Origin of the sequence: Cystobacter fuscus DSM 2262, from assembly GCF_000335475.2 — a bacterium.
GTDB lineage: Bacteria > Myxococcota > Myxococcia > Myxococcales > Myxococcaceae > Cystobacter > Cystobacter fuscus.
In genome coordinates this window covers 132,441-145,445 of sequence record NZ_ANAH02000007.1, presented here as the reverse complement: position 1 = coordinate 145,445, position 13,005 = coordinate 132,441, and the positions used below count along the sequence as shown (strand labels likewise).

The 13,005-nt window shown below is 71.4% G+C and carries 11 protein-coding genes; 5 read left to right on the top strand and 6 right to left on the bottom strand.

Going from position 1 to position 13,005, the window contains the following annotated elements; genetic code table 11:
- Positions 1–3 precede the first annotated feature (3 nt).
- Both D187_RS12865 and D187_RS12860 read left to right on the top strand, forming a co-directional pair.
- On the top strand, positions 4–1,512 hold the full coding sequence (locus tag D187_RS12865; RefSeq protein ID WP_002627407.1) for a DUF4388 domain-containing protein: 1,509 nt from the start codon (positions 4–6) through the stop codon (positions 1,510–1,512).
- A 22-nt stretch (positions 1,513–1,534) separates the two neighbouring features.
- Positions 1,535–2,857, top strand: a complete 1,323-nt coding sequence (locus D187_RS12860; protein WP_043429779.1) for a tetratricopeptide repeat protein — start codon at positions 1,535–1,537, stop codon at positions 2,855–2,857.
- 36 nt (positions 2,858–2,893) lie between these two features.
- Here D187_RS12860 and D187_RS12855 read toward each other — a convergent pair whose 3' ends face one another.
- Positions 2,894–3,502 (bottom strand): LysE/ArgO family amino acid transporter, encoded by a 609-nt coding sequence (locus tag D187_RS12855; RefSeq protein ID WP_002627405.1) that lies wholly within the window; start codon positions 3,500–3,502, stop codon positions 2,894–2,896.
- 108 nt (positions 3,503–3,610) lie between these two features.
- On the opposite strand from D187_RS12855, the gene D187_RS12850 reads away from it, so the two are divergent.
- On the top strand, positions 3,611–4,501 hold the full coding sequence (locus tag D187_RS12850; protein ID WP_002627404.1) for a LysR family transcriptional regulator ArgP: 891 nt from the start codon (positions 3,611–3,613) through the stop codon (positions 4,499–4,501).
- A gap of 24 nt (positions 4,502–4,525) precedes the next feature.
- Here the strand turns inward: D187_RS12850 and D187_RS12845 are convergent, their stop codons facing one another.
- The 4 genes from D187_RS12845 to D187_RS12830 form a co-directional block, all read right to left on the bottom strand.
- A complete protein-coding gene (locus tag D187_RS12845) occupies positions 4,526–5,509 on the bottom strand; it encodes a class I SAM-dependent DNA methyltransferase (protein WP_002627403.1) in 984 nt (327 codons plus the stop codon).
- Between the two features lie 7 nt (positions 5,510–5,516).
- Positions 5,517–6,122, bottom strand: coding sequence for a DUF2378 family protein (locus tag D187_RS12840; protein WP_002627402.1), 606 nt, complete (start codon positions 6,120–6,122; stop codon positions 5,517–5,519).
- 97 nt (positions 6,123–6,219) lie between these two features.
- Positions 6,220–7,515, bottom strand: a complete 1,296-nt coding sequence (locus tag D187_RS12835; protein ID WP_002627401.1) for a M16 family metallopeptidase — start codon at positions 7,513–7,515, stop codon at positions 6,220–6,222.
- Positions 7,512–9,053 (bottom strand): sensor histidine kinase, encoded by a 1,542-nt coding sequence (locus D187_RS12830; protein ID WP_002627400.1) that lies wholly within the window; start codon positions 9,051–9,053, stop codon positions 7,512–7,514. Before D187_RS12830 ends, D187_RS12835 begins: the two co-directional genes overlap by 4 nt.
- A 191-nt stretch (positions 9,054–9,244) precedes the next feature.
- Here D187_RS12830 and D187_RS12825 point away from each other — a divergent pair, with 191 nt between their 5' ends.
- Positions 9,245–10,723 (top strand): Kelch repeat-containing protein, encoded by a 1,479-nt coding sequence (locus D187_RS12825; RefSeq protein ID WP_002627399.1) that lies wholly within the window; start codon positions 9,245–9,247, stop codon positions 10,721–10,723.
- A 47-nt stretch (positions 10,724–10,770) separates the two neighbouring features.
- Here the strand turns inward: D187_RS12825 and D187_RS12820 are convergent, their stop codons facing one another.
- Positions 10,771–11,853, bottom strand: a complete 1,083-nt coding sequence (locus D187_RS12820) for a coiled-coil domain-containing protein (protein WP_043429773.1) — start codon at positions 11,851–11,853, stop codon at positions 10,771–10,773.
- Positions 11,854–12,109: 256 nt separating this feature from the next.
- Here D187_RS12820 and D187_RS12815 point away from each other — a divergent pair, with 256 nt between their 5' ends.
- Positions 12,110–12,991 (top strand): 2-oxo acid dehydrogenase subunit E2, encoded by an 882-nt coding sequence (locus tag D187_RS12815; RefSeq protein ID WP_002627397.1) that lies wholly within the window; start codon positions 12,110–12,112, stop codon positions 12,989–12,991.
- Positions 12,992–13,005: the final 14 nt, after the last annotated feature.

The following is a 13,005-nucleotide window of genomic DNA, read 5'->3' as shown; positions in this document are numbered from 1 at the left end:
CCCATGGCCCAGGTCCGAAAGATCCTCATCGCCGACCCCGACCTCGAGTCCGTGAGGCCGCTCTCGCGCGCCCTGCGTACCAAGGGGTACCAGGTGCACTACGCGCCGGACGGCTCGCGCGCGCTGGAGGTCGCCGTGCTGCGCCACCCGGACCTCATCCTCTTCGATGAGGCGTGCCGGATGCTGGATGCGCGCACCTTCATCAACATCCTGCACACCAACCCGCGCACGGACGACATCCCCGTGGTGGTGTCCACCAGCCAGTTCGAGGCGGACAAGCTGCGCGGCCTGCGCGATGGCTTCCTGCGCAAGCCCTTCAACCTCGACGAGGTGCTCTCACGCATCGAGCACGTCTTCCGCCGCAGCGAGGCCGCCAAGGATCTCAAGAGCGAGGCGCAGGAAATCGAAGGCTCGCTCAGCCAGCTCGGCATTCCGGATCTCATGCAGATCCTCGGGATGAACAAGCGCAGCGGCAAGCTGACGCTGGAGCGGGGCAACGAGCGCGGGGAGATCGTCGTCATGGAGGGTCGCCCGTTCAACGCCCGGGTGGGCCGCGCCGAAGGGGAGAAGGCCCTGTTCCGGCTGCTCGTGTGGACCGAGGGCACGTTCACCTTCGCGCCCGGCAACACGAGCGGCAAGCCCCGCATCCAGCGCCCCATGGACAGCGCCCTCCTGGAGGCCATGCGGCAGGCGGACGAGGTGAACCGGCTGCTGCCCGGACTGCCGCCGCGCCACACCCGGCTGGTGCTCGCGCCGGAAGCGGATCTCACCCAGGATCAGCACCCGGTGACGGCGCAGGTGGTGGACCTGTTGCGCCAGCCCCGGTCGCTGGGCGAGGTGTTGGATCTGGCGCCGGCCACGGACCTGGACGTGGTGGGCGTGCTGCACACGCTCCTGCAGAAGGGCGTGGCCCGGATGACCGACGGTGACTCGGACGAGGGCACCCAGGCGCCGCTCTTGGGGACCGCGGAGCTGCACGCGCTGCGCGGGCGCATCCTCCGGGGCCGGGGCTCCTCGCGCGAGGCCGTGGCGAAGATCTTCGTCTGTGGCAGTGGGCCCGCGGTGGCGCGGCGGCTGCTCACCCAGCTCGCGGACATCGCCGCCGTGGCGGCCGAGCCCCCCGCGGTGCGCAGTGGCTTCGGCACGCTCGGGCGGCTGGCCCTCAACGAGCTGCTGAGCCTGGACTTCTGCGTGCTGCCCCCGGCGGAAGCCGCGCGGCCCCTGTGGCGGCCCTTCAGCGCGGGCGCGGTGGGCGCGCTGCTCTTCGACAACACGGAGGCGGCCGTGAAGCTGGCCCATTTCCTGACCTGGGACATCCGCCTGCCCCTGGTGGTGGTTGGCCAACCCGTCCCTCCGGAACTCCAGGGCGCACCCTCGGGCTCGGCCAGCGTGGGCGAGGATCTCAAGGAGGCCATGCGCAGCCTGCTCGTCCTGGCGCTCAACCCCACGCCCCTGGTGTCTGGAATGCCTCCGCCCCCGCGCCCCAGCGCCTCGACTTCCTCCTCGCCGTAGCGTGTCCGCTCCCGTGCCCGCGATGCCCTCGAGACTCCTCCGCCCGCTCTGGGCCCTCCCCTTGCTGCTGTCGCTCGCCTGCAAGGACTCCGACACGCTCTCCGCCCGAGGCCAGGAACAGCGCTTCCAGGCGAAGATGAACGAGGGCCATGCCCTGCTCAACGAGAACCAGCCCGAGCTGGCCGCGCGCGCCTTCAGCGCGGCCTCCGGCCTGGCGCCCGACCGCACCGAGCCGCTCGTCCAGCTCGCCGAGGCCCAGCGCCGCGCGGGCAACTCGGGCGCGGCCATCCTGGCGCTCAAGCAGGCCATGACGCTCAATCCCTCCGAGGCGCCCGACATCAAGCGCAAGCTGGCCGAGCGCTATGAGCGGGACGGGCTCATCCGCCAGTCCATCACGGTGCTGCTGGAGCTGCGCGACGCCGATCAGCTGCGCGATTCGGAGATCCTCCGGCTCGCCCACCTCCAGACGATGGAGGGCCAGCACGAGGAGGCCTTCAAGACGCTGGAGCGCATCCAGAAGGACCGTCCCGATGACCTGAACGCCAAGGTCGTGGAGGCGGAGATCCTCCTGGCCAAGGGCGAGGAGGTGCTCGCCGCGAAGCTGATGGATCGGCTGCTGGAGGAGCAACCGGAGCTCACGGCCGCGCGGGTGCTGCGCGCGCGCTACTTCCTGCGCAACGGCTACGCGGAGTACGCCGAGCAGGATTTGTCGCGGATTCCCCCCGAGGACGCGCTGTTGCCGGAGTACGTCGCCCTGCGGGTGGGGGTGCTGACGGAGCTGGATCGCCGCGCGGACGCGGAGAAGCTGCTCGCCCAGGCGGTGGAGCAGAACCCGCGCAACGCGGACCTGCTCGCCCGGCTCGCCGAGCTGCGATGGGTAGCGGGCAACAAGGTCGAGGCGCAGCGGCTCGTGGAGCAGGCGCTCAAGGCGCAGTCGGACTCGGCCCGGGCGCTGTACGTCCGGGGCCTCATGCACGAGGGTGCGGGCAACGCCCAGCTCGCGAAGGAGGACTACGGCTTCGCCCTCACGGAGAACTCCCGGTTCGCCCCGGCGCTCTCGCGGCTGTGGCGCTTGCAGGCGCGCGCCGCCCAGGACGACGCGGCGGTCGCCTCCCTGGAGCGGCTGCTGGTGCTGGGCGAGGCCACCCTGGAGGAGAAGGTGGCGCTCGCCGACCTCTACGCACGCACCCGGACGAAGCCCGAGCAGGGCTTGAAGCTCATCGCCGAGGCGCTCAAGCAGGACGCGCGCAATGAGGAGTACCTGGAGATCCAGAAGGCGTTGAAGAGCATCCTGCCCCGGAAGAAGGCCGCGGGGCCGCTCATCATGCGGGGCGGGCGCCGCTAAACCCCTTCAGGGAAGTTGGGGATGGGGCCCGCCGCGTCAGGCCAGGAGCGAGCCGGCCAACGCCAGCATGACCAGCCCGATGGCGCCATCCAGAAGCCTCCAGGCGAGGGGCCGGGCGAAGAGGGGCGCGAGGTACCGCGCGCCAAAGCCCAGGCTGCTGAACCACGCGCAGCTGGCAACCGCGGCCCCGATGCCGAAGAGCGGCGCGCCGTTCCCCCCTTCCCGCGCCGCGACGGAACCCAGGAGCACGACGGTGTCCAGGTAGACGTGGGGGTTGAGGAACGTGAGCGCCAGGGCCGTGCGCAGCGTGGGCCCCGCGCCGGCCTCCCGCCCGCCGGCGGCCTCCATCCCCGTGTGGGCGGGGCGGAGTGCGCGGGCGAGCGACGTCAAGCCGAACCAGGCCACGTAGGCGGCGCCACACCACGTGGTCATCGTGACGAGCCACGGGAGGCTCTCGATGAGCCGCCCCATGCCCGCGACGCCCGCGGCGATGAGGAGCACGTCCCCGGCCACGCAGACGCCCACCACCAGCGGGACGTGCGCGCGCAGCAAGCCCTGCCGCAGGACGAAGGCATTCTGGGCTCCGATGGCCACGATGAGTGAGGCGCCCAGCCCGGCCCCTCGGATGAACGGTGACAGCTCCATGACAACCCTCCGTGCGGTGCGCTCGTCGCGCTCCCACTCGGCAAGGTGTCCGGGGACAGGTATGAAGTGAAGCTAAACATCCTGAACCCGATGAAGGAACGCTAAACCATGCTCGACTACCCTCTGCTGGAGGCGCTGGCGGCCGTCGTGCGCGAAGGGTCCTTCGAGCGTGCCGCCCGGGTGCTCCACGTCACGCCGTCGGCTGTCTCCCAGCGCGTCAAGCTCCTGGAGGAGCGCCTGGGCCAGGTGCTGGTCGTACGGGCGCAGCCCTGCCGCCCCACGGCGACGGGCGCGGTGCTCTGCCGGCACGCCGAGCAGGTCGCGCTGCTCGAGCACGAGCTGCGTGCCCGCCTTCCCGAGGTGGGGACGGCGGCGGGCCCCCTGCCCACGTTGCGCCTGGCGGCGAACGCCGACAGCGTCGCGACCTGGCTCGTGCGCGCCTTGGCGGCCTTCGCCTCGCGCCACGACCTGCTGTTCGATCTGGCCGTGGACGACGAGACCAACACCGCCGAGATGCTGCGGTCGGGCTCGGTGCTCGGCGCCGTGACCTCGCAGAACGAGCCCGTCCAGGGCTGCCGCTCCACGCGCCTGGGAGCGCTCCGCTACCTGGCGACGTGCTCTCCCGACTTCCACCGGCGCCACTTCGCCTCGGGCGTGACGCCCGCGGCCCTCGCCGGCGCACCGTGCCTGCGCTTCGACACCAAGGACGCGCTCCAGCGCACGTTCCTGCGACGGCTGACGCGCGCCCACCTCGAGCCGCCGACCCACTGGGTGCCCAGCTCGCACGGCTTCCTGGAGGCCTGTCGCGAGGGGATGGGTTGGGGGATGAACCCCGAGCCCCTCATCCGCGAGGAGCTGCGCACCGGGAAGCTCGTCGAGCTCGCTGCCGGCCGACACCTGGATGTGGTGCTGTACTGGCAGCAGTGGCGACTGGCGTCCCCGCTCGTGCAGGAGCTGACGCGAACGCTCCAGGAGGCCGCCCGCGCCACCCTGCGCTGAGCGCGGTTCGTACCTTCTACCGGACTACCCTGAAAGAGGTTGAGGGGCGGCGTGGCCGAGCACCACGACGTGGCCGATGACGGGCTGACCCGCCTGCCGGCGCAGCGTGTCCTCGCGCTCCACCACGGGATGCAGGCCCGCCAGATGGGCGCAGTGCCGGACGTAGTCGAGGTGGTGCGCGTAGCGCGCGCTCGGCTGGAGCCGGTAGCCGGGCTCGGTGCTCTTCTCCACGGTGAAGGCGAACAGGCCCTCGGGCGCGAGCCGCCGGGCCACCTGCGCGAAGAGCGGCTCCAGCGCGCCGAAGTAGACCAGCACGTCCACGGCGACGATGAGATCCGGGCGCGCGGAGGAGGCGGCGAGCCGCGCGGTGATTTCTCCGGCATGCAGGGCGTCATACACGCCGCGCTCGCGGGCCTTGTCCAGCATGCCCGTGGACAGATCGATCCCCTCCAGGTTGCGGGCGAGGGGCTTGAGCAGCGGACCGGCGAGCCCCGTGCCGCAGCCCAGGTCCAGCACGTCGAGCCCCCGCCGGGCTCCGAGCGCGGTGAGCACCGCGTCCAGGAGCCGCTCGGGCGCGCGGTAGTCGAGGAAGCCCCGCAGACTGTCATCGAAGGTGGGGGCGTAGAGATCGAACAGCGCGCTCACGTACGCGTCGGCCGAGCGCTCGGGCGGAGGGGAGCCGGTCTCGGCCGCCTCGAGGTAGGAGATGACCGTGTCGCGGGCGTGCTCGGGGACGCGCAGATCCTGGCAGCGCCGCTCCTGGAGCTGGCGGCGCAGGGGGCGTTCCTCGTCGCCGCGGCCCAGCTCGCGCAGCAGGGCGATGAGCGTCTTGAGCGCGTCCTTGTCCTCGGGCTGGTGCTCGAGCTGCTCGCGCAGGGCGGCCTCGGCGGCGAGCGGCTCGCGCCAGGAGCGCAGCACGTGGGCCGCGTAGCCGGGGGGGACGTCCTGGGCCCCTTCGAATCCACAGGCTTCCAGGCGCGCGCGCCAGTCCACGGGGGAGGGCTTCATGGGGGGCTCAGTCCTTGCGGTGCAGGACGAAGACGGCGTGCTGGAGACCGGACTGGTCCGGCTGATACTCGCCGGAGCGGAACGGCGCGCCGACGAGCGCCATCATCGCGTCCATGCTGCCGTTCATGAAGTAGGGCTCGATGCCGGACTGGTTGCCCAGCGCGGCGTGGAACTCGGGCAGCACCTCGAAGCGCAGCTCGAGCGCGCCTCCCTCCAGGAACCGGGTCTGGGCCGACAGGAAGTTGGTCCCGGATTGGAGCCCCCGGGTGATGCGTGACAGCGAGGACTGCCAGCCGAGCATCCGGAAGAGCTGGAGCACGGCGCTGCCCATGGTGGTCCGCCCATAAGCGTCCGTGAGCGCGTAGCCGATGCGGTAGCGCGCCTGATCGATGGGAAGGTCGGGGTGGAGGATCTCCGCGCAGACGCCGACGGTGGCGCGCCAGGTGGGCACCGAATAGGCGACCAGCAGCGGTTGATCCATGTCGACCCCAATGGCCTTGAGGCGCTTGCGGGTGTCCGCGTCGAAGCGCTGCCTGCCAGTGAGCCGGAAGAGGGAATCCACCACCTGACTGAAGATGACGGGTTCTCGTGGGCCCTCGACCGCGTTCATCATGTGCCGCATCCCCCGATGGTCGGGCGTCATCGAGGGCGAGGGTATAGGGGGGCGGGGGTAGCCGCCAGCACGTGTGCTCGACGGGCCCCGCACATCGTCAAGTGGCGGATGGCAGGCCCTCGGCGGTCTCCACCACCTTCTCCAAGGCCTTGATTCCCTTGCGTTGGCCCACGGCCACCACGGTGAGGTTGTCCCGGGCGAAGTAGCGCCGGGCCACGTCGCGCACCTGGGTCGCGCTGGCCGAGTCCACCAGATCCGCGCGCAGGCCGAAGGACTCGGGACGCCGGAACAACTCGGTTCCCGCGAACCACCCGGAAAGCTCTCCCGGCGAATCCTGGGAAAATTCCAGGAGCATGCGATGCCGCCGCTTGGCGCGCGCCAGCTCCTCCTCGGCCACCGGGGACTGGGCCAGCTCGCCGAGGACGCGGAACATCTCGCCCACCACGAGCGAGGCCCGCTCCGGCGCGCTCGCGGCCTCGATCTCGAAGATGCCCGCGTCGTGGAATGCCTCGAGCGAGGCGTGCACGGAGTAAGCGAGGCCCCGCTTCTCGACGATCTCGAAGGGCAGCCGCGAGGACAGCCCGTCATCGAGGAAGCGGCGCAGCAGCTGGAGCGCGGGCCAGTCCGGGTGGTGCTCGGGCACGGTGCGGAAGGACAGGCGGAACTCGGTCTGGGCCTCGTCGTGGGTGACGACGTGCAGGCGCGGACCCCGAGGAGTGGGGGGCGGGGCGATGTCGAGGCTCTCGGGGCCCTGGGGCAGGCGCGCGAAGTGACGCTCCACGAGCGCGAGCACCTCGTCGTGCTTGACCCGGCCGGCGGCGGACACCACGAGGTTGCCGGTGACGTAGTGGCGCGCGAAGTGCTCGAGCACCTGGGCATGGGTGAGGGCGGAGACGGACTCGCGCGTGCCGGCGATCTTGAAGGACAGGGGGTGGTCGGGGAAGAGCAGGCGCTTGGACAGGTTGTCGATGTCGATGTCGCGGCCCTTCTCGTCCACCTCGTCGAGCATCTCCTCGAGGATGATGCTGCGCTCCACCTCCATGTCGGTGAGGCGGGGGCGGGTGAGCATGTCGCCGAGGATGGCGAGGCCCACGTCCAGGTGCGCGGGGTGCAGGGGGGTGTAGTAGTAGCCGTGGTCGCGCGTGGTGACGCCGTTGAGGTTGCCGCCCACCTCCTCCACGGCGGAGTTCATCCGCACGGTGTCGGGCCAGCCCTCGCTGCCGCGGAAGAAGAGGTGCTCGAGGAAGTGGCTGACGCCGTTGCTGAGCACGGACTCGTGGCGGCTGCCGGTGCGCACGTACACGGCGAGCAGCGCGGTGTGCAGGTGCGGGGTCTCGACGGTGACGACGCGCAGGCCGTTGGGCAGCACGTCGCGGTGGTAGGTGAAGCTCATGCGCGGGGAAGCCTGACGAAGAAGGTCGTGCCCCGGCCGGGCTCGCTCTGACACGAGAGCTCCCCGCCGTGGGCCTTGAGGATCTGCTGGCAGACGGCGAGGCCGAGGCCCGTGCCGTCTTCCTTGGTGGTGAAGAAGGGTTCGAAGATGCGGGAGAGCACCGCCTCGGTCATGCCTCGGCCGGTGTCGCGCAGGGCGACCACCACGTCGCGCGTCTGCACCTGGGTGGCGATGGTGAGCCGGCCTCCGTCGAGCATGGCCTCGCGGGCGTTGCGCAGGAGGTTGAGGAACACCTGGCGCAGCTGGCCCTCGTCGGCGAGGGCATGGGGCGGCTCGGGGGACAGCTCGCGCACCACCTCCACCCCGGCGCGCTCCAGCTCCTCGCGGGAGAAGTCGAGCACGCTGGCGATCACCTCGGTGACGTCGGTGGGCTCGAGGCTGGGCTGGGGTGGGCGGGCCATGCGCAGGTACTGCTCGGTGACCTCGGTGAGCCGGTCCACCTCGCGGGTGACGGCGCCGAGGATTTCGCGGGCCTCGCGCGCCTCGTCGGGCGAGTCGAAGGAGGCGTGCTCGAAGGCGTCCTGCATGAGCTCCACGTTGAGGCCGATGGAGGAGAGGGGATTGCGCACCTCGTGGGCGACCTGGGCGGAGATGCGGCCCACGGCGGCGAGCTGTTCGGCGCGCATGAGGGCCTCGGCCTGGGCCTTGAGCTGGGCCTCGCGTGCCTGGAGCGAGCGCGCCATGGCGTCGAACTCGCGGGCGAGCACCGCCACCTCGTCGTCGCCGCGCACGCCGAGCTGGGCGCTGTAGTCGCCGCGGCCGATGCGCGACACGCCCTCGATGAGGGTGCGCACCGGGCGCAGCGTGCGCGCCGACCAGGCGGTGGCGACGAGGCCCACGATGATGGCGAGCACGGACAGGGTGATGATGGCCAGACCCGTGCGGCGCTCGCGATCCTCGGCCCCGTCCACGCGCTCGCGGATGCGGTTGGTGAGGGCGGCGCGCAGGAAGCGGATGTCGCGGCCGATGGCGTTCTCCTGCTGGCGCAGCTCGGTGGCGGCGCGAGTCACCTCGGCGGCGGGGGGCGACTCGCTGGCGAGCACCGTGAAGACGGCCTCCGCCGCCCGGCCGTAGGTGGGGTAGCGATGGGCCAGCTCGCCCAGGCGCGACTCCAGGTCCTGCACGAAGGGCACTTCCCCGGGCGGGGCCAGGGTGCGCACCTCGCGGGCCCGGGCGAGCGCGTCCTTCAGCCGCTCGGACATGAGCGAGGGGACATAGAGCCGGGCGAGCCGGATGAGGGCACGCCGGGTCTCCGCGTTGCCTTCCTCCAACAGCCGCTCGGTGTCCTTCTCCTGATTGGTGTGGAAGGAGTCGAGCGCGGCGGCGTCCTGGGACAATTGGAGGTAGCCCTGACTGACCAGACGGATCTCCAGTTGGTTGCGGTGCAGCTCGGCGACGCTGAACAGGGACACCGCGCCGAAGGTGACGAGCACCACCGCGTAGCCCAGGAAGATGCGGGTGGCGAGCGAGAGCTTCATCGGGAAGAAGGCCGCGTTGACCCTGGCCAGAGGGCATCGCTACGCTCGCGCCGGTCCGAGCGCAAGCCCTCTTTCGTCTGAGCCGGGGCCATCGGATCGCGAAAGGGTACCTCATGGGGCGGAGCAACAACCGGTGGGACTTGGCCGCCGGGAGGAGCGTCGGGCGGGGAAGGGGACGGCGGCTGGGTTGGATGGCGTTGACCGTCGCGGCGTTGGGCGTGCTGGGCGGGTGCGAGACACGTCCTCCCGTGGAACTGCGCACCGAGGCGTGCTCGGGGACTCCGGCCCTGCGGGGGGTCTCCTACCTGCGCTGGCGCGTCACCGGCGAGGGAATGGAGCCCCGGGAGCATTTCACCACCGTGGAGGTGGGCGTGGCGGGCGTCCCCGCCATTCCTCCGGGGAAGGGCCGGGTGGTGGAGGTGCGGGGGTACACGGCCATGCCGCGGCAGGGAGGACGGGTGGTCGCGGTGGGACGCTCGCACCCCTTCGAGGTGGGGGGCGGCGAGGCGCCGGCGGTGACCATCGCCCTGCGCCGGGTGGGGGAGTTCGTGCGGCCGAGGCTGGCCCAGGGCTGCGCGGGGCTGGGCGAGGCGCGCGCGGGACATACGGCGACGCTGCTGGAGGATGGGCGGGTGTTGCTGGCCGGGGGCGTGCGGCTCGGCGCGGACGGGAGGCCCGCCACGGTGTCCGCGGTGGAGATGTTCAATCCGGCCACGGACACCCTGGAGCGCGTGCCCGCGCTGGACTCCGCCCGGGCCTTCCACACGGCGACGCGGCTGCCGGGAGGCAAGGTGCTGCTGGTGGGCGGCGAGGAGGAGACCTCCGGAGGCACGAGGCCCCTGGCGAGCGCCCGGGTGCTGGATGTGACGGCGGGCACGGCGACGCCGGTGGAGGGCCTGCGGGCGCGTGGCCACCACGCGGCGGCGGCGGATGCGAGTGGGCGGGTGCTGGTGGTGGGGGGCGTGGGCGTGAACGGCGAGGTCGTGTCCGAGGCGGAGGGGTATGACGCCGCGACGGGCCGGATCTTCCAGGTGGGCACGCCGGTGCGGCGGGTGGGGATGGGGGTGAGCCCGGTGGGAGACGGGCGGCGCATCGCCGTGGTGGGCGGCTCGGACGGGACGGCGTTGGTGCCGGAGGTGTTGTTCTTCTCGTACCAGGGGGACACCTTCGTCGCGGAGGACACGGGCGAGCGGCTGCGCGAGCCCCGGCGTGACGCGGCGCTCGTGCCCTTTGGCGGGCCTGGGCGGTTGCTGTACGTGGGGGGCCATTCCTCCGCGGGGGCCGCGATGACGGACAGGCTGTTGGCCTCCTCGCAGCTCGTGTCTCCGGACGCGGCCTCGCGTCAGGGCCAGGGCCCCCAGATCTTCGCCCGGAGCGAGCCGTGCGCGGTGGCCCTCCAGGATGGGCGGGTGCTGACGCTGGGCGGATGGGGGAACGCCGACCTGGGCGACCTCGTGAGCGACGCCCATGGGGAGCTGTTCGTGCCCGGAGCGGAGGGGGGAGCGGCGGGGTTGCTCGGGCTGCCCGAGCTGGAGCGCTCGCGGCACCAGCACACGTGCACGGCGCTGGAGGATGGCTCGGTGCTGATCGCGGGCGGGCTGGAGGAGGATGGCGTCCGGCGCACGACGCTGGATGACCTGCTCCTCTACATGCCCGTGCCGCTGGACTGACGGCGGGCGCCCCCTCCCGGATGCAGAGGGGGACACCGGGGTGACGACTACGGCGTGGCCGGCTTCTCTTCAGCGGAGTCGGTCGCGGCGGGCTGTCCGGAGGAGTCACCCGACGCTGGGGTGGCGGCCTCGGGGGCCGGGGCGGCGGCCTGCTGGGCGGCCTGCTGCTGGGCGGCCTCGGCGGCGGCGCGGGCCCGAGCGGCCTCCTCCACCTTCTGATCGCTGGCGGCCATCTCGTCCGGCGTCAGCTCGGTGCGATCGGCCAGGATGCCCGTCTTCTTCTCGAGATCCTTGATGGCCCGGCGCAGCAGATCCCGCTCGAGCAGCGTGCGGTTGAGCCGCTTCTCCAGCGCCTTGAACTTGTCCTTCACCAGATCCAGCTCGCTCTTGCTGGCGGCGAAGATGCGCTGCTGCGAGTCGGCGCGGCCACGCACGCGCTTGAGCTCGCGCTCCAGCTCCGCGGCCCGGCCGCGCTCCTTGTTCGCCGTGGCCTCCAGCCGCTCCATCTTCTCGCGGTCGGCGTCGTTCAGCTCACGGTAGCGGCGGGGCGCCTTCTCGGCGGCGGCCTCGGCCGCGGCGGCGGGCACCACGGTCGTGGACACGGCCACCACCGGCTCATTCGCCTGGGCCGGAGCGGAGATCGGCTGCGAGGGAGCGGTCGTGACGGCAGCGGGCGCGGGAGCGGGCACCGGCGCGGGAGCGGCGTTGCGGCGGCCACCGCGGCCCATCTCCATCTCCGAGCGCAACCGGGCGATCTCCGTCTGGGCATCGGCCAGCTCGCCCCGGACCACCTCGAGCTGCAGGGACGCGTTGCGCTCCACCTCGGCGCGCGCCCGGGTCAGCTCCTTCTCGCCCTTCTCGGCTTCGCGCTGCTCGTAGTTCTTGCGCTTGGCCTGCTTGAGCTGCTCCTTCAGGTCCTGGAGCTGGGCGCGCTGCTCGTCCAGTTCCTTGCGCTTGCGATCCAGGTCCGACTCCAGACGCGCGCGCACCTTGGCATCGGACTCCGCCAGCTCCGCCCTGGGCTTGTTGGCCTGGGGAGCGGCGATGGCCGGGGCGCCCGTGGGGCGGAAGAGCAGCAGGCCGAGCGTGATCAGGAAGCCCGCTGAGACGACGATGAGGAGTGCTACCAGCACGAGGGTGACCTCCGGGGACAATGCAAAAAGCGGCGCAGCCTAGCGTCAGAAGGCGGGACGTCAATAGATGTCGTGGACTGTCCTTCCGGGCATGAACCTGGCGCCACCCCGCTCGCATCCCCCTGGAGGTGGCGGGCGAGGGGGGGGCGGATGACGCGGTGCGGCTCGGGTCGGGAAGGGGGCGGGGGGTTTTGCCGGGGAGCGGAACACGCGATGCTGGAGGACCGCCTCTTCGTGAAGGAACCCCCGCCTCATGGCTCACCTGGAGCTCATTCCCAAGGACAACATCTCCAGCTTCCGCAAGCTCGCCATCGGAAGCTGGAAGACCGCGTACGACCCGACCGTGTACGGGACGATGACGCTGCGGATGGAGAAGGCGTTGGCCTACATCGAGGCCTTCCGCCAGAAGACGGGCATCCGCCTCACCGTCACGCACCTGCTGGCGCGCGCCATGGCCGAGGCCCTGCGTCGCTGCCCCGAGGCCAACGCCATCCTGCGCTTCAACAAGATCTACCTGCGCAAGCGCATCACCATCTCCATGCTGGTGGTGCAGACGGACGGCGGCAAGGTGGACCTCACCTCGGCGAAGATCGACGACGCGGAGCGGAAGACTCTGCGGGAGATCGCCACCGAGATGGAGATCGCGGTGCAGCGGGTGCGCCAGCGCAAGGACACCATGATGGAGAAGGGCAAGGGCACGGTGCAGAAGGTGCCCTACATGCTGCTCAACCTCTTCACCTGGATGATGTCCTTCTTCATGTACACGCTGAACTGGAACATGACGTGGGCGGGCATGCCCTACGACGCGTTCGGCTCGGCCATCCTCACCAACGTGGGCTCGTTGGGCCTGGACACGGCGTACGTGCCGCTCGTGCCCTACAGCCGCGTGCCCATCCTCCTCGCTCCGGGCGCGGTGAAGGACGCCCCCGTGGTGGAGAACGGCCAGGTGGTGGCGGGCAAGGTCATGAACGTGAATGCCACGTTCGACCACCGCTTCATCGACGGCTTCCACGCGAGCATCCTCTCCACCACGCTGCGCGAGATGATGGAGGATCCCTTCAAGCACTTCGATCCGCTCGACGAGGTGCCCGCCGAGGGCACGGTGGCTCCCGCGTCCCAGACGGCCGCGGGGTAGGGCCCCCTCCTGGG